Consider the following 20714-nt stretch of genomic DNA (forward strand, 5'->3'; position numbering starts at 1 on the left):
ATTGAACAGTCGAAACGTTGACTTTGAACAGCCATAGGCGACACTGAGTGCACCTCGGCGAAGACCGGCACCTAATAACAACAAGACCCACTGCGAGACTTTTGTCATGGCTGAAGCTGCCAGTGTCCTGCCCCACGAGACCATCATTCAGGACTCCTGGTCGCGCTGCCGCGACTTCGGCCTGACCCACCAGAGCACCCCTACCTTCACCCAGCCCAGTGCCGGCGAAGTGTCTGCCCTGCTGGAAAGTCAGCACGCCCTGGTGCACACCACCCATAAAGAAGTACTGCCCTACTACGGCAATATCCTGGCCAATTCCAATTGCCTGATCATGCTCGCCGACAAGCAGGGCCAGGTGCTGCAGTCCTGGGGCGACCAGCGTTTTATCGAGCCCAGCCGCGCGCCCGGCTTCGTCGCCGGGGCCAGCTGGCTGGAGCGCTACACCGGCACCAATGCCATAGGCACCGCCCTGAACTGCGCGCAACCCGTGCATATCCAGCACGATGAGCACTTCCTCAAGGTCAACCGCTTCATGACCGGCTCGGCCTCGCCGATTTTCGACGAGCAACGGCAAATGATTGCGGTACTGGACGTTTCCAGCGACAGCTACCTGCCGCCCTCCCATACCCTGGGCATGGTCAAGATGATGAGCCAGTCGGTGGAAAACCGGCTGATCCTCAACCTGTTCCAGCAGCGCTACTTTCAACTGACGTTCAATACCAGCCTGGACAACCTGGAAAGCCCCTGGGCCGGACTGCTGATCTTCGATGACCAGGGCCAGGTGGTGTCGGCCAACCGCCGCGCCGACAACCTGCTCGGCGTCGGTCTGGCGCGGGTGAGTATCGAAAGCCTGTTCGATGTGCCCCTGCAACACCTGCTCAACCAGCCCGAAGCCCTGCCCTTCTGCCTGCGTGCCGGTGGCCGTTTCCGTTTTCACGCTCAGGTCAAACGCCCGCAGCAGCCGGCGCCGATCCAGGCCAGGGATTTCCGTCAGCCCATCGAGCCCGAAGCCAGTAGCAAGGGCTTCACCCTGGCCTCGATCAACCTCGGCGACCCACGCGTTGATAAAGCCGTGCGCCAGGCCGAACGCCTGCTGGAAAAGGACATCCCGATCCTGGTGCATGGCGAAACCGGGGTCGGTAAAGAGGTATTCGTCAAAGCCCTGCACCACGCCAGCTCCCGCGCCAAGCATGCGTTGATTGCGGTCAACTGCGCGGCCATTCCCGCCGAGTTGGTGGAATCCGAACTGTTTGGCTACGAAAAAGGGGCCTTCACCGGTGCCAACCAGAAAGGCAGCGTCGGCCTGATCCGCAAGGCCCATCAAGGCACCCTGTTTCTCGACGAGGTCGGCGACATGCCGCTGCGCGTGCAGGCCCGCCTGCTGCGGGTGTTGCAGGAACGCTGCGTGCAACCGCTGGGCAGCAGCGAACTCTACCCGGTGGATATCCGCCTGATCTCCGCGACAAACCGCTCCCTGCGCCAGGACGTCGACGCCGGCCTGTTCCGCCAGGACCTCTACTACCGCATCAGCGGCCTCAACCTGGAACTGCCGCCCCTGCGTGAACGCACCGATATTGCCGCCATGGTGCAACGCCTCTGGGAGTACCACCGCGAACCCCAGCAATGGGCCAAACCCAGCCCTGAAGTGATGGAACTGTTCGAACGCCACCCCTGGCCGGGCAACCTGCGCCAACTCAGCAGTGTGCTGCAAATCGCTCTGGCCATGGCCGATGACCAGCCGATTCGAGCGGAGCATCTGCCGGATGATTTTTTTGCCGATTTGCAGGAAGTCGATGAGCGCAACTCGGCCGCTGAGCAAGCGGGGCTATTGGCGACCGCTGCTGATGATCTGGCCAGCCAGTTCCAGGCCTGCGGCGGCAATATTTCGCACCTGGCACGGCGCCTGGGCCTGAGCCGCAATACGCTGTACAAGCGCTTGAGGGAGCGGGGGTTGAAGCCTTAAAACGCGGCCATCGATCGCCCCTTGCAGCGCAATGTGCTCACAGCTTCAACAGCGGTGACAGGCGAACTTTTGTGGCTAATGCTGGACCAACTCCTGCGCTAATCGCCGAAGGGTGGCGGAACGGGCATAACCGCCAACCATCGCTCCGCGCAGTTTGCCGACTCTGGGTCTTTCGCCGTCAGCCGGCAATTGCCGGCATCCACGGTAAAGCCCCGAACCACCCCGACTGCTGTACCCTTCGCCTCCGGTCTTCACGAGTCAAACAACCCGATGAGTTTTCCATTGCGCCCTGCAGTCGCTGCTTCACGAGCATTGGCATGGCTTTGCCGTGCCCCACGAAAGCTAGGTGCATGGGGCTGGGCGATACCGGCTCTGGCGCTGTTGAGTGCCTGCGTCAGCGCACCGCCCCCCTTGCCATCACCCGGGAGTGCGCCGATACGTTTTTTGCTCAGCTTCGACGACGGCCCGAGTGGCAGCGAGGGACTCAACCCGACCCGCCAGATTCTCGACGCCCTGTCAGACAATCCCATCCAGCCCGGCATCAAGGCGCTGTTCTTTATCCAGACGCGCGCCCCTTACGCCGGCGGCAGCGCTCAGGGGCAGGCATTGCTGCGCCGCCAGCAAAAAAACGGCCACTTGCTGGGTTTTCACAGCGCCACCCCCAGGCATTCCAATCATCGTTTCCTCAGCCCGGCCGAACTGGAACAGTCGCTACGCCATGGCGTGGCCGACCTCAGCGCCGTCAGTGGCAAGCCGCCGCGCTTGGTCCGGCCGCCGTTCTGGAACTACGACCAGCGCACCTTTGCCGCCTACCAGGCGCATGGCCTGCATTTGCTGCTGACCGACCTGAGCGCCAACGATGGCAAGACCTGGGGCATTAACGGCAGCCTGCGCCGGCGCAGCAGCCTGCGCGAGCAACTCGCACTGATAGCGACTCAGATCCAAGCCGGCCGCATGCCGGTGGTGGAAGGGGTCATCCCGGTCATCGTGACCTTCCATGACCTCAACACCTACACCGCGCGGCATATGCAGGAGTACCTGCAGATTTTGCTGGATGTGGCCGTAGACGTCGGACTCGCCACTGACGCCAAACCCTTCTACGACCAGCGCCGGCCCCTCGAGCGTGCAGCCTTGAAGCGCAGCCTCAGTGACCCGCTGCAGTATGCCCGCCTGCCTGGAATCTGGAACTGGCTCTGGAACTGAGCCTGAGCCCCAGCGATCGGCTGCTCGCCAGTGTAATGACCTAGGCGGGATGGCGTGCACACTGGGAGCCCGCTCCTTAGCAAGCAGTAGCGCCAGCAGCTGGATCCTGCAAAAGCCTGCGTCCAGCCATCACCGGCGCACCCCGCTCTTGAGCCGCCGCAGATATTCCGGCCCCTGCAACAGGTGGTTGGCTAGCGGCACGACAGGCGAATGCCCGGTGGGCAAGAAGCCCCGCCGCCCCCCCCCCTGCAGGGCATCGAGCTTCTAGCGCTCTTGCGCAGCCCCCCGGCTACCCAAAAACGCTTCATCCTCCTTACCGGGATAAATCGTTCTGGTTTTCAGGCAGAAGGCTGACGATCGCGTCGCTCAACCGGCTGGCACGCTCCTCCCGCGGAAAAGAAAAAGGCCGCTCGAAAGCGGCCTGTTTAGTCCGGCGAACGGTTACTCCGCCAAGCGCCAGGTGGTCCCGCCCTTGCCGTCTTCCAGCACCACGCCCATGGTGGTGAGCTGGTCGCGGATGCGGTCGGATTCGCCCCAGTTCTTCTCGGCGCGAGCTTGCAGGCGCGCGGCGATCAGCGTCTCGACCTCTGCGGCATCGACCTTGCCTGCGGCGCCAGCCTGGAGAAATGCATCCGGGTGCAGTTGCAGCACACCGAGCACCCCGGCCAGTTCCTTCAAACGCGCAGCCAGACCGGCAGCCGCCGGTTGATCGCTGTCGCGCAGGCGGTTGATCTCGCGCGCCAGTTCGAACAACACGGCGCAGGCTTCCGGGGAGTTGAAGTCGTCGTCCATGGCCGCGCCGAAACGCTCGACGAAGGTTTCACCGCCGGCCGCGGGCGCATCCGGCAACCCCTTGAGCGCATTATAGAAACGTTCCAGGGCGCCCTTGGCTTCCTTGAGGCTGTCTTCCGAGTAGTTGATCGGGCTGCGGTAGTGACTGGACACCAGCAGGTAGCGCACCACTTCCGGGTGGTACTTTTCCAGCACCTCGCGGATGGTGAAGAAGTTGCCCAGGGACTTGGACATCTTCTCGCCATCCACGCGCACCGCGCCGGCATGCATCCAGGCGTTGGCGTAAAGCTTGCCAGTGGCCGCCTCGCTCTGGGCGATCTCGTTCTCGTGGTGCGGGAACACCAGGTCCGGGCCGCCGCCGTGAATGTCGAAGGTCTCGCCCAGGCAGCAGGTGGACATCACCGAACACTCGATGTGCCAGCCTGGACGCCCCGCGCCCCAGGGCGACGGCCAGCTCGGCTCGCCGGGCTTGACCCCCTTCCACAGGACGAAGTCCAGCGGATCCTGCTTGGCTTCGTCGACCTCGATGCGCGCACCGACCTTCAGGTCTTCGATCTTCTTGCGTGACAGCTTGCCGTAACCGACGAATTTGCCGACCCGGTAATACACGTCGCCATTGCCCGGGGCATAGGCGAAGCCCTTGTCGATCAGGGTCTGGATCATCTGGTGCATGCCGGCGATGTGCGCGGTGGCACGCGGCTCCTGATCCGGACGCAGCACGTTGAGACGCGCTTCGTCTTCGTGCATGGCGGCGATCATGCGCTCGACCAGGGCTTCGAACGGCTCGCCGTTGTCCTGGGCGCGCCTGATGATCTTGTCGTCGATATCGGTGATATTGCGCACGTAATTCACGTCATAACCGCGATGGCGCAGCCAACGGGTGACCACGTCGAAGGCCACCATCACCCGCGCATGACCGATATGACAGAAGTCGTAAACCGTCATGCCGCACACGTACAGGCGCACCTGGTTGTCCACCAGCGGTTTGAAGACATCTTTGCTTTTGGTCAGCGTGTTGTAGATCGAGAGCATCGGGATTCCTTGGAAACCACGGGCCAGCGCACCGGCCCGGTTCTAATCAGAGCGTCTGGGCCTGAGAGCCTGTTTCGGATCTCGCGAGCTAGAGCGAGACAAGGCAAAAATGGCCGAGGAAGCGGAGTTTACTAGCTGTAAATGAGCATTCCGAGGCCATTTTTAACGCAGTATCGCCGACGCGCAGCTGATCCAAGACAGGTTCTTAAGCCCAGGAGTCGCGCAGGGTCACGGTCCGGTTGAACACCGGGGCACCAGGCTTGCTGTCCTTGATGTCGGCACAGAAGTAGCCCTCGCGCTCGAACTGGAAACGCTCCTCAGGCTGCGCCTGGGCCAGCGACGGCTCGGCGCGACAGCCCTTGAGCACCACCAGCGACTCGGGGTTGATGTTGTCGAGGAAACTGCTGCCCTCTTCTGCTTTTTCCGGGGTCGGCGAGCGGAACAGGCGATCGTACAAGCGCACTTCGCACTCGACGCTGGCAGCGGCCGGCACCCAATGGATCACGCCTTTGACCTTGCGCCCCTCGGGATTCTTGCCCAGGGTATTTTCGTCGTAGGTGCAGCGCAGTTCGACGATATTGCCCTCGGCATCCTTGACCGCTTCGTCGGCGCGGATCACGTAGCTGCCACGCAACCGGGCCTCGCCACCTGGGATCAGGCGCTTGAAACCGGCAGGCGGGATTTCCTCGAAGTCGCCGGCGTCGATATAGATCTCGCGGGCAAACGGCAGCTGACGTACGCCCATGTCCTGCTTGGGATGGCGCGCCAACTCGAGGTTTTCCACCTGAGCCTCGGGGTAATTGGTGATCACTACCTTCAGGGGCCGCAATACGCACATGGCCCGCGAAGCGGAGGCATCGAGGTCTTCGCGAATGGCGAATTCGAGCATGCCGATATCCACCAGGCCGCCAGCGCGGTTGACGCCGACCATGTCGCAGAAGGTGCGAATCGAACCCGGGGTGTAGCCGCGCCGGCGATAGCCGCTGAGGGTCGACATGCGCGGATCGTCCCAACCCTGCACATGACCTTCATCGACCAACTGCTTGAGCCGGCGCTTGCTGGTGATGGTGTAGTTCAGGTTGAGACGGGCGAACTCGTATTGACGTGGCTTGGTCGGCACCGGCAGGTTGTCCAGGAACCACTCGTAGAGCGGCCGATGATCCTCGAACTCCAGGGTGCAGATCGAGTGGGTAATGCCCTCGATGGCGTCCGACTGGCCGTGGGTGAAGTCATAGCTCGGGTAGATGCACCACTTGTCACCGGTCTGGTGATGATGGGCATGGCGGATGCGATAGAGGATCGGATCGCGCAGGTTCATGTTCGGCGAGGCCATATCGATCTTCGCGCGCAGGGCACGAGCGCCATCGGGGAACTCAGCGGCCCTCATGCGGGCGAACAAGTCGAGGTTCTCCTCCACCGAGCGCTCGCGGAACGGGCTGTTCTTGCCCGGTTCAGTCAGATTGCCGCGGTAGTGGCGCGCCTCATCGGGCGACAGGTCACAGACGTAGGCCTTGCCGGCCTTGATCAGCTCGACGGCCCAGGCATACAACTGATCGAAGTAATTGGAGGCGTAACGCTCCTCACCGGCCCACTGGAAGCCCAGCCACTGCAGGTCGTCCTTGATCGCGTCGATGTATTCCTGGTCTTCCTTGGCCGGATTGGTGTCGTCGAAGCGCAGGTTGCACTCGCCGCCAAACTCCTTGGCCAGGCCGAAGTTCAGGCAGATCGACTTGGCATGGCCGATATGCAGGTAGCCATTGGGCTCCGGCGGGAACCGGGTGATGATCTTCGTGTGCTTGCCGCTGTCCAGGTCAGCCTGGACGATGGGACGAAGAAAATTCGAAGCGGCGACAATCTCTGGCTTGCTCATGGGGTCCTTGATCATGCAGGTGCGCGGCGCAGGGTAGGCCGACTAAAACAAAGCGCTTATCATAGCCGAAGCTGTCAACCCCCTGACAGGCCCACGAACCGGTTCTCTATCCCCCGCACATCGCTAACGCGGTGCCAGCATAGGATGGCGAGCAGGCTAATGGATTTCTCGACAGAGCGATTACCTACATGATCAAGCTGCATACCAACCATGGCGTCATCACCCTCAAGATGTTCGAAGACAAGGCGCCGGAAACCGTGGCCAACTTCAAGCAATACGTGAAGGAAGGTCATTACGACGGCACCATCTTCCACCGCGTAATCAGCAACTTCATGGTCCAGGGCGGCGGTTTCGAGCCGGGCATGAAGCAGAAGGCCACCCGCGCGACCATCAAGAACGAAGCCAACAATGGCTTGCTCAACAAGATCGGCACCGTGGCCATGGCCCGCACCATGGAGCCGCATTCGGCCTCCGCGCAGTTCTTTATCAACGTCGCTGAAAACAGCTTCCTCAACCACAGCGCCCCCACCGTTCAAGGCTGGGGCTATGCGGTATTCGCTGAAGTGGTCGAAGGCATGGACGTGGTCGAAAAGATCAAGGGTGTTGCCACCACCATGAAATCCGGCCACCAGGACGTGCCGGTCGACGACGTCATCATCGAGAAGGCCGAGATCGTCGAGTGATCCTGCTGATCTCCGACCTGCATCTTGAACAGGAGCGCCCGGATATTAGCCGGGCGTTTCTGCATTTTCTCGAGAGCCGCGCGAGCGAAGCCGAGGCGCTGTATATCCTTGGTGACTTCTTCGAGGTGTGGATCGGCGACGACGCCATCAGCCCCTTTCAGCGCAGCATCGCCCAGGCCCTGCGCCGCCTCAGTGACAGTGGCACGCGCATCTACCTGATGCACGGCAATCGCGACTTCATGATTGGCCAGGCCTTTTGCCGCGAGGCGGGCTGCACCCTGCTGCGCGACCCCAGCCTGGTCGAACTCGGCGGGGAGCAAGTCCTGTTGATGCACGGTGACAGCCTCTGCACCCAGGATGCGGCTTACATGCGCCTGCGCCGCTGGCTACGCAACCCGCTGTCGCTGTTTATCCTGCGCAACCTGCCGCTGGCCAGCCGCCGCAAGCTGGCGCGCAAACTGCGCAATGAAAGCCGCGCGCAAACCCGCATGAAAGCCAGCGACATTGTCGATGTCACCCCGGAGGAAGTGCCGCGAATCATGGCCGCCCATGGCGTGCGCACGCTGATTCACGGCCACACCCACCGCCCAGCGATACACCCGCTGCAAGTGGCGGGTCAGCCTGCCAGGCGGATTGTTCTGGGTGACTGGGACAGTCAAGGCTGGGCCTTGCAGGTCGACGACCAAAACTGGCAGCTGGCACCCTTCTCCCTCAGCTGATCAGCGCCGCTGCGGGCTTAGCGCTGCAGCAGCGACGGCCGCTCCTGGTGTCGGTATTGCGGGCTTGCCTCAATGGTTTGCGCTAGGCGTTGAGTCGCCTCGTTGACCCGTTCGGCGACGAACAAGGTGATATCCGTACCCGGCAGGGACGGCAGCCCTTCCTCGATCACGTGTAGACCAGGCTCCAGGGTCGAACGGGGAATGATGCCCACACCGATCCCCGCTCGCACAGCCGCCAGCACCCCGGCCCGGCTCTGACTGGTGAACGCGATTCGGTACGGGATCTGTGCATCGGCCAGAGCCCTGCGCGCCGAATCACGGTGATAGCAGCCCTCGACAAAGACCGCCAGCGGCAGGGGCTCGCGCTGGTGTGTCGAATGCGCCTCATTGCGCACCCAGACCAGTTCATCGCGAAACAAGCGCTTTCCCCCATCCGACAAGGCCGGCATCTCCACCAGGGCCAGGTCCAGCTTGCCCTCGTCCACCATTGATGCCAGGTGATAGGGGCGGTGATCGCAGACCACTTCCAGGCTGGCCTCCGGGTAGCTCAGCACGAAGCTCTCCAGCAGCGGGACGAGGCTGCGGGTGGCGTACTGATCATGGGTGCCGAAACGCACCTGCCCGCCCACATCGGCATGCTGGAAGCTGCCGAGAATGCGGTCATGCAGGTTGAGCAACTGCTGGGCACAGGACTTCAGCTGCTCCCCGGCCGGGGTCAGCCTGACGCCGTACTGACCGCGCTGCAGCAGTTCGGCCGCCACCAGGGCCTCCAGCCGCGTGAGCTGCATGCTGATGGTCGAAGGCGCGCGATGCAGGCGCTGAGCCGCAGTGGTCAGATTAAGCGTCTCCGCGATCACGACAAAGGTACGCAGCAAGACGATTGGCAGGTCGCGCATGGCAGAGTTCAATCTTCTTGAAAGTGGTGATCAATATTTATCGTTTTTACGAATTCTGGCAAGCGGATATCTTAGCCCGCATCCAGCCAGCCCCATGCGCCTCAGCGCCATCACGGAGTTCGAATGATGCGAATGCCCACCACGTTCGGCATGAACCAGATCGTCAGCCACGGTTTCGGCATGTTCCTGTTTGCCGCCTTGATGCCGTTTATGCGCGAGTCCATCGAGATCAGTGCCTGGCAGCTGGCGACCATCGGCGCCCTGACCCAATTGGCCTATCTCGGCGGCGCCATGCTCCTGGGCCTGCTCGGCCATCGCCTGGGCACCAGCCGCCTGGCCCTGATTACCGGCATTACCAGCAGCAGCCTGCTGCTCACCATGTCGCAGCTGCGTGATCCCCTGCTGATCACGCTGACCCTGACCTGCCTGGCCGCCAGCGCGGCGATCAGCTGGGGCTGCATCGTCGAGATCGTCAGCCGCTGCGCCCGTGCCGAGTCGCGCTCGACCTACCTGTCCTGCGCCTCCAGCGGCACGGCCTGGGGCTATGCGCTCAACGGCCTGCTGATCCTTGTCGTGGTGCCGCTGCTTGGCTGGCAGGCCAGCTGGCAAGTCGCCGGTCTGTTCGGCCTGCTGGTCGTGGCTCTGACCTGGCACATGCTGCGCGACCTCAAGGCCGCGCCCGCGGCTGCGCTCGCCGGCAGCGGCCCGGTCGACTCGGTGATCCCCACTTCCCGGCTGTTCGCCACCATCATCGGCGAGCGCACCGCGCTGTTCGCCTGCCTGATCTGCCTGCTCGTCGGCTTCACCACCATGCCGTTTTCCTACTGGCTCAACAGCTACCTGGATGAACTCAGCCTGCCGGCGGCGCTGGGCGGCTATACCTGGGCGACGGTCGGCGGCACCGGCATGGTGGCCGGCTTCCTCACCGGCAAGTTGGCCGACCGCAAGGGCCATGGCACCGCGCTGATGGTGATCTTCAGCGGCTTCACCCTAGGCTTGCTGGCATTCGTCGCGGACCCGGGCAAGTTCGCCCTGGTCGCCGGCTTCGGCTACGGCCTGATGTACTTCCCGATGTGGGGCATCGTCGCCGGCTGGCTCAACCAGCACTATTCATCGACCGCGACCATGCAGATCAGCGGCATCTGCATGGTGACCTTCGGCCTGGGCGGCACCCTGGGCAACCTGCTGGCCGGCTATATCCGCGAAACCACCGGCTCGCTGCAGGACGTGTTCTTCGTGCTGACCGGCGCCTCCCTGCTGCTGGTGGCCCTGGCCATCGTCATCCTGCGTGGTGACCGCCAGGCAGCACTGACGGCGAAGCCGGTAGCCGTGTAGTCCTGCTGATTTCCACTAAAGGTGGCGCTTGCCCTAAGCGGCAGCGCCGCTGTGAAAGCGGAATTCCTTGTCCGGCGTGAGAATCGCCTCGCGCTCGACCTCGGCGAAGTACGCCACCCGCTCATCGATTGGCTCACCGGCATAGTCCCGGGCCATCTTCAGGTAGCCCTGGTAGTGTCGCGCCTCGGACTTCAGCAGCGAGCGATAGAACTGCCCGAGTTCCTCATCCAGATGCGGCGCCAGGCGAAAGAATCGCTCGCAGGAACGCGCCTCGATAAAAGCGCCGACGATCAGGGTGTCCACCAGTTTGTGCGGCTCACTGGTGCGCATGTGCTTGTGCAGACGCTGGGCATACAGGGCGGCACTGACCGGACGATAGGTGATCCCACGCTTCTTCATCAGCGCCGCAACCTGCTCGAAATGACGCAGTTCCTCACGGGCCAGACGCGACAAGTTGTGCTGCAAATCGGCCTTTTCGATATAGCGAAAAAGCAGAGTCAAGGCGGTTGATGCGGCCTTTTTCTCACAGTTGGCGTGATCTATCAGCATCACGTCCTGATTCTGCAAGGCTTGGGCAATCCAGGCGTCAGGCGTTGGGCACAACAGGAAGGCTTCAATTTCAGGTAACAGTTGCATAAGCTCACGAGATCCAATGGCAGCCTCGTCTGAGGGGCTGGGCCGGCCATTATACGAATGCAGCGGCGCGCGACCAGCCGGTCAGTTGATACCGGTCAACAACACAGTACTGTTGCCGCATCTATGCTGTACCTATAGTTGATAGTTACGAGTCACAACCCTTTTCGGACGGAGACGAGCATGCAAGCCATTCGCAACATTTTAGTCGTCATGGAACCAGAACGACCCGAAGGCTTGGCACTCAAGCGGGCCAAATTGATCGCCGGCGTGACCCAATCGCACCTGCACTTGCTGGTCTGCGGCAAGAAGCATGACCACACGAGCTATCTCAGTGACCTGTGCGCCACGCTCGACAAGGAGGGTTACAGCACCTCCAGTCAGCAGGCTTGGCATGAAAACCTGCACCAGACCATCATCAGCGTGCAGCAGGCCGAAGGTTGCGGCCTGGTGATCAAGCAGCACTTTCCCGACAATCCGCTGAAAAAAGCCCTGCTCACCCCGGACGACTGGAAGCTGCTGCGTTATTGCCCGGCCCCGGTGCTGATGGTGAAAACCGACAAACCCTGGACGGGCGGCACCATACTCGCCGCGGTCGATGTCGGTAACGCCGACGGCGAGCACCGCACCCTGCACAACAGCATCGTCAACCACGGCTACGACATCGCCGCCCTGGCCAAGGCCAACCTGCATGTAATCAGCGCCCATCCTGCGCCGATGCTGTCGGCCGCAGACCCGACCTTCCAGCTGAAAGAGACCATCGAGGCGCGTTATCGCGAGCAGTGCAAAGCCTTCCAGGCCGAATACGACATTGCCGAGGAACGCCTGCATGTCGCCGAAGGCCCGGCTGACGTACTGATTCCACAAGTCGCCCATCAACTGAATGCCGCCGTGACCGTGATCGGCACAGTGGCTCGCACCGGACTGTCCGGGGCGCTGATCGGCAACACTGCCGAGGTGATCCTCGATGCGCTGGATTGCGATGTCCTGGTGCTCAAGCCCGACGACATCATTGCCCACCTGGAAGAGCTGGTCGCCAATCACTGAAGCACCCTTCGATCCGTCAAGCCGCCTGCGGGCGGCTTTTTGCCGACGACTTCCCAACATCCTCCAAAGGCATGACCCCAGCAGCCAAACAGACGTACGGCACTAGAAAAACGGCAACCAGAAGCCATGCTTCATAGGCTGAACGCCAGGCCAGCAGTACCTCCCAAGTAACAGGACATGCCGAGGAAGGCCTCGATCACGATTAGTGACGCCAGGTCCAATCGAGTGGGAGATAACCATGCACAGCATTCGTCATATTATGGTCGTACTCAAAGCCGAGCAGTCCGACAGCCTGCCGCTCAAGCGCGCCAAATACCTTGCCTCAGCCCTCCAGGCAGAACTTCACCTGCTGCTTTGCGACACCCGGCACGACCACGCCGTATTTCTCCGGCGACTGAGCGGGCAACTTGTCGCAGAAGGCTTTCGTGTGACTACCGAGCAGCATGCGAGTGATCACCTGCATCCGACGAACGGGATTCTCGACAGCCTGCGAACCCGGCCCTGTGGACTGGTGATCAAGCAGCACTACCCGGACAACCCGCTGACGCACAAGTTACTCACCCCGGATGACTGGAAACTGCTGCGGCAATCCCCGGTTCCGGTACTGATGACGAAAACCGATCGCCCCTGGGATGACGGCGTGGTCCTGGCCGCCATGGATATCGACAACGACGAAAGCGAGCATCGCAACCTGCAGGGCAGCATCATTGCCCACGCGGTCGACCTTGCGGCCTTGATTCATGGCTCGGTTCATGCCGTTTGCGCTTATCCGGAAACCCCCTTCTCGGCAGCCGACCCCTGCGCACCGCGATATGACGGCAATGCCCATCACTGCCTGGAGGCCTGTCGCTGGTTCCAGGAGGAATACCAACTCCGCGCGCATCAAATTCATGTCGCCGAGGGCCCTGCCAAGGCACTGATTACACAATTTGCCCATCAGCTCGAGGTCGCGGTCACGGTAATCGGCACCGTCGGCCGCAGCGGCCTGGCCGGCGCGTGGATCGGCAATACCGCCGAAGCGGTACTCAATCGGATCGATAGCGATGTGCTGATCCTCAAGCCCCACGATCCGGACCTTCATTTGCTCGAGCCGCTCGAGGAAGGGGAGCCGCTGCCGGAACAGAGTCGCGTCAGCGCTTGAGCGACGGCACTGCAGCCGGATCAGCTTCCCTGGCTGAGCCCCTGGACGCCCTCGCGCAGGAATCGCGGCGCGATATAGCGCTGGTAGTGCGCCTCGGAGAGGAGGAAGAACTCTCGATCGATGGCATCGCGCAACTGTGGCAGGCTCCAGCCGCGAAATTCCGGTAAAAGCGCCAGGCCATAAGCATCCAGCTGATTGATCGCCCGTGCGCCGCGGGCGATCAGCTGGTATGCCCAGCAATAGGGTGACTGCTGCGGCACGAAGCGGATCTGCCGCTGCTCCAATTGAGTGCGCAGGCGCGCGGCATCGAAGACTTCCAGCTTGGCCGCCATCACCTGCACCAACAACACCTCGAGGCGCAGCCAGACCGCATGCTTTTCCTCGTCGCGATAGCTGTTCCAGTTGATCACTTCATGGTGAAAGCGTTTGCAGCCACGGCACACCACGTCACCGTAGACAGTGGAGCAAAGGCCGACACACGGGGTCTTGATGCGCTGATTGGACATGGCAAGGATGGATACATACTGGCGGAAAGGCGGGCATGTTAGCCCTTTGTCTAAGTCAGTTCACCCCTGGCGAACGACCGGCTGAAAGCTACCGCAGACTTGCCGGCAGCACGGATAACTGACCGGATGCACACCTTAACCCTAGGCAAACTCGGCGTTTCACCGACGTTCTCTACATCTGCCCGTTGCAGATGCGATTTGTACCTGGTCTGCCCGCGGCGGGGCTTTAGCTTAACTTTATCGAAGCTTTCCAGTAGAATCGGCCCGCCTTTTATAGGCGCCAATGTCCGTTGGAAGCTGTTTTCAAAGCGTCACGAGCACAGTAAATCCTGCAGGTACGATGTTGACGCAGGCACTTGGAACGCCCGTTCAAGTGCCTGTGTCAGCCCTCATCAAACCGTCCTGCCGGCGTAAAACTTTGAAAACAGCTTCCGCAAGAAACCTCTGAAACCTCGGCTGAGGGGCCCATAAAGCCACGAAGCGCCTGGTTCAGGGTTTTCTGGATCGCGTCCCGGACAACCCTTTGGGACCACTGATGAGGGTAATAACTGTGCTTGAAGCCTATCGCATACACGTAGCAGAGCGTGCCGCTCAGGGTATCGTGCCCCAGCCGCTGAACGCCGAACAAACCGCAGGCCTGATCGAGCTGCTGAAGAACCCGCCGGTTGGCGAAGAAGCCTTTCTCCTCGACCTGATCACCAACCGCGTACCGCCAGGCGTGGACGAAGCTGCCTACGTCAAGGCCGGTTTCCTCTCTGCTGTCGCCAAAGGCGAAGCCACTTCCCCGCTGATCGACAAGCAACACGCCGTCGAACTGCTCGGCACCATGCAGGGCGGCTACAACATCGCCACCCTGGTTGAGCTGCTCGACGACAGCGAACTGGCCGCTACTACTGCTGCCCAACTGAAGCACACCCTGCTGATGTTCGACGCTTTCCACGACGTTGCGGAAAAAGCCAAGAACGGCAACGCTCACGCTCAAGGCGTGCTGCAGTCCTGGGCCGATGGCGAGTGGTTCAAGAACCGCCCGACCCTGGCCGACAAGATCAGCCTGCGCGTGTTCAAGGTGACTGGCGAAACCAACACCGACGACCTCTCCCCTGCACCCGATGCCTGGTCGCGCCCGGATATCCCGCTGCACGCCCTGGCCATGCTGAAAATGGCGCGCGATGGCATCGTGCCCGATGAGCAAGGCGTCACCGGCCCGATGAAGCAAATCGAAACCATGCGCGGCGAAGGCTTCCCCATCGCTTACGTGGGTGACGTGGTCGGTACCGGCTCCTCGCGCAAATCCGCCACCAACTCGGTGCTGTGGTTCTTCGGCGACGACGTACCGAACGTGCCGAACAAGCGCGCGGGCGGCTTCTGCTTCGGCAACAAGATTGCTCCGATCTTCTACAACACCATGGAAGACGCCGGCGCCCTGCCGATCGAATTTGACGTCTCTAATATGCACATGGGCGATGTGATCGACCTGTATCCGCATGCCGGCAAAGTCTGCAAGCACGGCAGCGACGAAGTCCTCACCCGCTTCGAGATGAAGACCCCGGTCCTGCTCGACGAAGTGCGTGCTGGCGGCCGTATCCCGCTGATCATTGGTCGCGGTCTGACCGAGAAGGCCCGTGCCGAACTGGGCCTGGGCCCAACCGATCTGTTCAAGCTGCCTGAGCCGCCTGCTGTCAGCACCAAGGGTTTCACCCTGGCGCAGAAGATGGTTGGCAAGGCCTGCGGCCTGGCGGAAGGTCAAGGCGTACGCCCTGGCACCTACTGCGAACCGAAGATGACCACCGTCGGCTCCCAGGACACCACTGGCCCGATGACTCGCGACGAGCTGAAAGACCTGGCGTGCCTGGGCTTCTCCGCCGACCTGGTCATGCAGTCGTTCTGCCACACCGCGGCCTACCCGAAGCCGATCGACGTCACCACCCACCACACCCTGCCGGATTTCATCCGTACCCGTGGCGGCGTGTCCCTGCGTCCGGGCGACGGCATCATCCACAGCTGGCTGAACCGCATGCTGCTGCCGGATACCGTCGGTACCGGTGGCGACTCGCACACCCGCTTCCCGATGGGCATCTCGTTCCCGGCCGGCTCCGGCCTGGTCGCGTTCGCCGCCGCCACCGGCGTCATGCCGCTGGACATGCCAGAGTCCATCCTGGTGCGCTTCAAGGGCAAACTGCAACCAGGCATCACCCTGCGTGACCTAGTGCATGCCATCCCTTACTACGCGATCCAGAAAGGCCTGCTGACCGTCGAGAAGAAGGGCAAGATCAACGCCTTCTCTGGCCGCATCCTCGAGATCGAAGGCCTGGACGAGCTGACCGTCGAGCAAGCCTTTGAGCTGTCCGACGCCTCCGCCGAGCGCTCCGCTGCCGGTTGCACCATCAAGCTGCCGGAAAAGGCCATCGCCGAGTACCTGCAATCGAACATCACCCTGCTGCGCTGGATGATCAGCGAAGGCTACGGCGATGCACGGACCATGGAGCGTCGCGCTCAGGCGATGGAAGCCTGGCTGGCCGATCCTAAGCTGATGGCTGCCGACAAGGACGCCGAGTACGCCGAAATCATCGAAATCGACCTGGCTGATATCAACGAGCCGGTGCTCTGCGCCCCGAACGATCCGGACGACGCCCGTCTGCTGTCCAGCGTTCAAGGCGAGAAGATCGACGAAGTGTTCATCGGCTCGTGCATGACCAACATTGGTCACTTCCGCGCGGCCGGCAAGTTGCTGGAAAAAGTCGAAGGCTCCCTGCCTACACGTCTGTGGCTGTCGCCACCGACCAAGATGGACCAGCATCAGCTTACCGAAGAAGGCTACTACGGCATCTACGGTAAAGCCGGCGCCCGCCTGGAAATGCCGGGCTGCTCGCTGTGCATGGGTAACCAGGCACGCGTTGAAGCGAACTCCACCGTGGTGTCGACCTCGACCCGTAACTTCCCCAACCGTCTGGGCGATGGTGCCAACGTCTACCTGGCTTCGGCCGAGTTGGCTGCGGTTGCGGCGATCACCGGCAAACTGCCGACCGTCGAGGAGTACATGGTCTACGCGAAGGAAATCGACACCATGGCAGCCGATGTCTATCGCTACCTGAGTTTCGACCAGATCGCCGAGTTCCGTGAAGCGGCAGCGAACGCCAACATCCCGGTCGTTCAAGCCTAACGCTACAACGCAACAAAAAGAGCCCCGCCATCGTGCGGGGCTTTTTCTTGCCTGAAGTCCTTGAGGTGAATGCCCAGCGGCTATCTGGTGCAGGAGGGGGTAACCGCAGACTCACTGCCAGCCTAAGGAGCACGTCATGAAAACCTGACCTGTTGCAGCGCCCTGGCCGGCTGCAGCAGCGCATCCACCATCACCACCAGCGAGAGCGACGCCATGCGCCCATAGCCGGTGCTAATCATTTCACACCGCCAATGCCTTCCCCTCCATTGCCCTGCGCCAGTCATGATTCTGCCAACAGATCCCGCGCACTGGCATATCACTTGCTTTATCCCAAACAACTGAGCCCTTCCAACGGCGGAATCGGCTCAATAGACAATGGTGTCGCTCCAATCGCTGGGTCATGCAGCCATTGGAACGGTACCTTTTTGCGTTGATCTGGGAAAAACGCCATGAGCGAGCATACACACAGCCGTATCGATACACAGGCATGGCCTGCCGGCAGCGAGGCTCCGGAAAAGCGCGTACTGAACGTGGGTTTCATGGCCCTGACTGATGCCGCCTCGGTGATTGTCGCCGCCACCCAGGGCTTCGCCGAGAAGCATGGGTTAACCATCAACCTGCAGCGCCAGGCGTCCTGGGCCAGCCTGCGCGACAAACTGCTCAGTGGCGAACTTGATGCCGCGCACAGCCTCTATGGCCTGATTTATGGTGTGCAGCTTGGCCTTGGCGGCGCGCCGGCCACCGATATGGCAGTATTGATGGGCCTGAACCAGAACGGCCAGAGCATCAACCTGTCCCATGCCCTGCAATTCGCTGGCGTGACCACAAGCGACGCACTAAAGCTGCGCGCGCACCAAAACAGCGCAAGACTGACCTTCGCTCAGACCCTGCCCACCGGCACCCACGCCATGTGGCTGTATTACTGGCTGGCCAGTCAGGGCATTCACCCACTCAACGATGTCGATAGCGTGGTGGTGCCGCCGCCACAAATGGTCGCTCACCTCAAAGCCAGGCGCATCGATGGTTTCTGCGCAGGCGAGCCTTGGTGCGCCCAGGCGGTCGATGAAAATCTTGGGTTTACCCTGGCCACCACCCAGTCGATCTGGCCGGACCACCCGGAAAAGGTCCTCGGCTGTACCCGTGCCTTTGTCGAGCAGCACCCCAATAGCGCCCGCGCCTTGGTGATGGCCGTACTGGAGGCCAGTCGCTTCATCGACGACAACGAAGAGAACAAACGCAGCACCGCGCAATTGCTCAGCGGCAACGACTATGTGGGGGCGCCACTGAGCGCCATCCAGCCACGCTTCCTCGGTCAGTATCAGGATGGTCTTGGCCATGCCTGGCTGGACCCGCACCCGTTGCGCTTTCACGCCGACGGGGCAGTCAACATGCCCTACCTCTCCGACGGTATGTGGTTCATGACCCAGTTTCGCCGCTGGGGCCTGCTGCGCGACGACCCCGACTACCTTGGCATTGCCCGCCAGGTACAACAGCTTGACCTCTACTGTCAGGCGGCGGAGGCTTTGCATATCAAGGTACCGGCCGAACAGCGCAGCGCCACACTGCTCGATGGCAAGACCTGGAATGGCTCAGATCCGGCTGGCTATGCCCGCAGCTTCACGCTCCACGCCTTGGCCGACAGCGACGCTGTCGCCCTGTAATTGCCCGGAGAGCTTCTATGCTGCGCATCCTATTGATCAACGACACCCCGAAGAAGGTCGGACGCCTGAAAACCGCGCTGATCGAAGCCGGTTTCGAGGTGATCGACGAATCAGGACTGACCATCGACCTGCCCGAACGCGTCGAGGCCGTACGCCCCGACGTGATCCTGATCGACACCGAATCCCCAAGCCGCGATGTGATGGAACAAGTGGTACTGGTCAGCCGTGACCAACCGCGTCCGATCGTCATGTTCACCGACGAGCACGACCCTGGGGTAATGCGTCAGGCCATTCAGTCCGGGGTCAGTGCCTATATCGTCGAAGGCATCCACGCTCAACGCCTGCAACCAATACTCGACGTGGCCATGGCCCGTTTCGAGAGCGATCAGGCGTTACGCGCCCAGCTACAGGCTCGCGACGCACAGCTTGCCGAGCGCAAGCGCATCGAACTGGCCAAAGGCCTGCTGATGAAAATGAAAAGCTGCAACGAGGAAGAGGCCTACACCCTGATGCGTCGCCAAGCCATGAGCCGGCAGCAGAAACTGTTGCAGGTCGCCGAGCAGATCATCGCCATGCACGACATGCTGGGCGGCTGAAGCCACCATCGGGCCCTGAGCTGCAAGCAGCAGCAAGGCAGGACAAGTGATGCATGTCCTGCCCTCCTGCCTCTCGACAGATGCCCCTATTCCCGCTTATCTTCGCCGCCAGGCCACAGCAGGTGGCCAACGTCGCTCGGACGGTTCCGGGCGCTTACGTTCCGAGGACAGCATGGCTGACCAAGCTCCGCGTCGCTTTGCGCGCATCGATAGACTCCCGCCTTACGTATTCAACATCACTGCCGAACTTAAGATGGCTGCCCGTCGCCGCGGTGAGGACATCATCGACTTCAGCATGGGTAACCCCGACGGCCCGACACCGCCACATATCGTCGAGAAGCTGGTACAGGTCGCCCAGCGCGAAGATACCCATGGCTACTCCACCTCCCGCGGCATCCCGCGCCTGCGCCGCGCCATCTCGCGCTGGTACAAGGACCGCTACGACGTCGAGGTCGACCCGGACAGCGAAGCCATCGTCACCATCGGCTCCAAGGAAGGCCTGGCGCACCTGATGCTCGCCACCCTGGATCATGGCGACACCGTGCTGGTGCCCAACCCCAGCTACCCGATCCACATCTACGGTGCGGTGATCGCCGGTGCCCAGGTGCGCTCGGTGCCGCTGGTGCCCGGGGTGGACTTCTTCGCCGAACTGGAACGGGCGATTCGCGAATCCATCCCCAAGCCGAAGATGATGATCCTCGGTTTTCCCTCCAACCCCACCGCCCAATGCGTGGAGCTGGACTTCTTCGAGCGCGTGGTGGCCCTGGCCAAGCAGTACGACGTGTTGGTGATTCACGATCTGGCCTATGCCGATATCGTCTACGACGGCTGGAAGGCGCCGTCGATCATGCAGGTTCCGGGGGCCAAGGACATTGCCGTGGAGTTCTTCACCCTGTCGAAGAGCTACAACATGGCCGGTTGGCGTATTGGCTTCATGGTCGGCAACAAGGAACTGGTCAACGCCCTGGCGCGGATCAAGAGCTACCACGACTATGGCACCTTCACGCCGCTGCAAGTCGCCGCCATCGCAGCGCTGGAAGGCGATCAACAGTGCGTGCTCGATATCGCCGAACAGTATCGCCAGCGCCGCAATGTGCTGGTCAAAGGCCTGCATGAGATCGGCTGGATGGTGGTGAACCCGAAAGCCTCGATGTACGTCTGGGCCAAGATTCCCGAAGCCTACGCCAAGCTCGGTTCGCTGGAGTTCGCCAAGAAGCTGCTGCTGGATGCCAAGGTATGCGTGTCACCCGGCATCGGCTTTGGCGATTATGGCGACGACCATGTGCGCTTTGCCCTGATCGAGAACCAGGATCGCATTCGCCAAGCCGTACGCGGGATCAAGGCGATGTTCCGTACCGATGGCTTGATTCAGGCCCCGGTGCCGAGCAAAACGCGCAAGGGCACCGAAGGCTAAGCCATTTGCTTCGTGCCCGCTGATGCAACTTGGCGGGCACGACAGCCGGCGGCAGCCCGCGCC

The 20714-nt window shown here is 61.8% G+C and carries 16 protein-coding genes; 11 read left to right on the forward strand and 5 right to left on the reverse strand.

The annotated features are described in order from the left end of the window. Positions 1–106: 106 nt before the first annotated feature. Both PH586_RS09195 and PH586_RS09200 read left to right on the forward strand, forming a co-directional pair. Positions 107–1963 carry a sigma-54-dependent Fis family transcriptional regulator gene (locus PH586_RS09195; protein ID WP_271347451.1) on the forward strand — a complete coding sequence of 619 codons (1857 nt, stop codon included), beginning with the start codon at positions 107–109 and terminating at the stop codon, positions 1961–1963. 444 nt (positions 1964–2407) lie between these two features. Next, a complete protein-coding gene (locus PH586_RS09200) occupies positions 2408–3166 on the forward strand; it encodes a polysaccharide deacetylase family protein (protein WP_408636807.1) in 759 nt (252 codons plus the stop codon). A gap of 441 nt (positions 3167–3607) precedes the next feature. Here PH586_RS09200 and cysS read toward each other — a convergent pair whose 3' ends face one another. Further along, positions 3608–4990 (reverse strand): cysteine--tRNA ligase, encoded by a 1383-nt coding sequence (cysS, locus tag PH586_RS09205; protein ID WP_271347452.1) that lies wholly within the window; start codon positions 4988–4990, stop codon positions 3608–3610. 205 nt (positions 4991–5195) lie between these two features. Next, positions 5196–6860, reverse strand: a complete 1665-nt coding sequence (locus PH586_RS09210; protein ID WP_271347453.1) for a glutamine--tRNA ligase/YqeY domain fusion protein — start codon at positions 6858–6860, stop codon at positions 5196–5198. 188 nt (positions 6861–7048) lie between these two features. On the opposite strand from PH586_RS09210, the gene PH586_RS09215 reads away from it, so the two are divergent. Both PH586_RS09215 and lpxH read left to right on the forward strand, forming a co-directional pair. Then, entirely contained in the window at positions 7049–7543 is a 495-nt protein-coding gene (locus PH586_RS09215) for a peptidylprolyl isomerase (protein WP_271347454.1), read from the forward strand. Further along, entirely contained in the window at positions 7540–8262 is a 723-nt protein-coding gene (gene lpxH / locus PH586_RS09220) for a UDP-2,3-diacylglucosamine diphosphatase (protein ID WP_271347455.1), read from the forward strand. The genes PH586_RS09215 and lpxH overlap by 4 nt, the downstream gene beginning before the upstream one ends. Positions 8263–8279: 17 nt before the next feature. On the opposite strand, the gene PH586_RS09225 is transcribed toward lpxH, so the two are convergent. Next, positions 8280–9158 (reverse strand): LysR substrate-binding domain-containing protein, encoded by an 879-nt coding sequence (locus PH586_RS09225; protein ID WP_271347456.1) that lies wholly within the window; start codon positions 9156–9158, stop codon positions 8280–8282. Between the two features lie 123 nt (positions 9159–9281). Here PH586_RS09225 and PH586_RS09230 point away from each other — a divergent pair, with 123 nt between their 5' ends. Then, positions 9282–10493 (forward strand): MFS transporter, encoded by a 1212-nt coding sequence (locus tag PH586_RS09230; protein ID WP_271347457.1) that lies wholly within the window; start codon positions 9282–9284, stop codon positions 10491–10493. A 33-nt stretch (positions 10494–10526) separates the two neighbouring features. On the opposite strand, the gene miaE is transcribed toward PH586_RS09230, so the two are convergent. Next, positions 10527–11129 (reverse strand): tRNA-(ms[2]io[6]A)-hydroxylase, encoded by a 603-nt coding sequence (gene miaE / locus PH586_RS09235; protein ID WP_271347458.1) that lies wholly within the window; start codon positions 11127–11129, stop codon positions 10527–10529. 180 nt (positions 11130–11309) lie between these two features. Here miaE and PH586_RS09240 point away from each other — a divergent pair, with 180 nt between their 5' ends. Both PH586_RS09240 and PH586_RS09245 read left to right on the forward strand, forming a co-directional pair. After that, a complete protein-coding gene (locus PH586_RS09240; protein WP_271347459.1) occupies positions 11310–12173 on the forward strand; it encodes a universal stress protein in 864 nt (287 codons plus the stop codon). Between the two features lie 238 nt (positions 12174–12411). After that, positions 12412–13314: a universal stress protein gene (locus tag PH586_RS09245; RefSeq protein ID WP_271347460.1), complete on the forward strand. Its 903-nt coding sequence runs from the start codon at positions 12412–12414 to the stop codon at positions 13312–13314. A 20-nt stretch (positions 13315–13334) separates the two neighbouring features. Here PH586_RS09245 and PH586_RS09250 read toward each other — a convergent pair whose 3' ends face one another. Continuing rightward, entirely contained in the window at positions 13335–13820 is a 486-nt protein-coding gene (locus PH586_RS09250) for a DUF1289 domain-containing protein (RefSeq protein WP_271347461.1), read from the reverse strand. 550 nt (positions 13821–14370) lie between these two features. On the opposite strand from PH586_RS09250, the gene acnB reads away from it, so the two are divergent. The 4 genes from acnB (at position 14371) to alaC (ending at position 20651) form a co-directional block, all read left to right on the forward strand. Then, on the forward strand, positions 14371–16980 hold the full coding sequence (gene acnB / locus PH586_RS09255; RefSeq protein ID WP_271347539.1) for a bifunctional aconitate hydratase 2/2-methylisocitrate dehydratase: 2610 nt from the start codon (positions 14371–14373) through the stop codon (positions 16978–16980). Positions 16981–17429: 449 nt separating this feature from the next. Beyond that, positions 17430–18641, forward strand: coding sequence for a CmpA/NrtA family ABC transporter substrate-binding protein (locus PH586_RS09260; RefSeq protein WP_271347462.1), 1212 nt, complete (start codon positions 17430–17432; stop codon positions 18639–18641). A gap of 17 nt (positions 18642–18658) precedes the next feature. Further along, on the forward strand, positions 18659–19237 hold the full coding sequence (locus PH586_RS09265; protein WP_090500590.1) for an ANTAR domain-containing response regulator: 579 nt from the start codon (positions 18659–18661) through the stop codon (positions 19235–19237). 172 nt (positions 19238–19409) lie between these two features. Next, positions 19410–20651 (forward strand): alanine transaminase, encoded by a 1242-nt coding sequence (gene alaC, locus PH586_RS09270; protein WP_271347463.1) that lies wholly within the window; start codon positions 19410–19412, stop codon positions 20649–20651. The last annotated feature ends 63 nt before the right edge of the window (positions 20652–20714 follow it).

Origin of the sequence: Pseudomonas aestuarii (genome assembly GCF_027988105.1) — a bacterium.
Lineage (GTDB): Bacteria > Pseudomonadota > Gammaproteobacteria > Pseudomonadales > Pseudomonadaceae > Aquipseudomonas > Aquipseudomonas aestuarii.

Coding starts and splice junctions, on each gene's coding strand:
- miaE (WP_271347458.1), bottom strand. CDS start 11,129: ATGCAACTGTTACCTGAAATTGAAGCCTTCCTGTTGTGCCCAACGCCT.
- PH586_RS09245 (WP_271347460.1), top strand. CDS start 12,412: ATGCACAGCATTCGTCATATTATGGTCGTACTCAAAGCCGAGCAGTCC.
- alaC (WP_271347463.1), top strand. CDS start 19,410: ATGGCTGACCAAGCTCCGCGTCGCTTTGCGCGCATCGATAGACTCCCG.
- cysS (WP_271347452.1), bottom strand. CDS start 4,990: ATGCTCTCGATCTACAACACGCTGACCAAAAGCAAAGATGTCTTCAAA.
- PH586_RS09215 (WP_271347454.1), top strand. CDS start 7,049: ATGATCAAGCTGCATACCAACCATGGCGTCATCACCCTCAAGATGTTC.
- PH586_RS09195 (WP_271347451.1), top strand. CDS start 107: ATGGCTGAAGCTGCCAGTGTCCTGCCCCACGAGACCATCATTCAGGAC.
- PH586_RS09240 (WP_271347459.1), top strand. CDS start 11,310: ATGCAAGCCATTCGCAACATTTTAGTCGTCATGGAACCAGAACGACCC.
- PH586_RS09265 (WP_090500590.1), top strand. CDS start 18,659: ATGCTGCGCATCCTATTGATCAACGACACCCCGAAGAAGGTCGGACGC.
- PH586_RS09230 (WP_271347457.1), top strand. CDS start 9,282: ATGATGCGAATGCCCACCACGTTCGGCATGAACCAGATCGTCAGCCAC.
- PH586_RS09225 (WP_271347456.1), bottom strand. CDS start 9,158: ATGCGCGACCTGCCAATCGTCTTGCTGCGTACCTTTGTCGTGATCGCG.
- PH586_RS09250 (WP_271347461.1), bottom strand. CDS start 13,820: ATGTCCAATCAGCGCATCAAGACCCCGTGTGTCGGCCTTTGCTCCACT.
- PH586_RS09260 (WP_271347462.1), top strand. CDS start 17,430: ATGAGCGAGCATACACACAGCCGTATCGATACACAGGCATGGCCTGCC.
- PH586_RS09210 (WP_271347453.1), bottom strand. CDS start 6,860: ATGAGCAAGCCAGAGATTGTCGCCGCTTCGAATTTTCTTCGTCCCATC.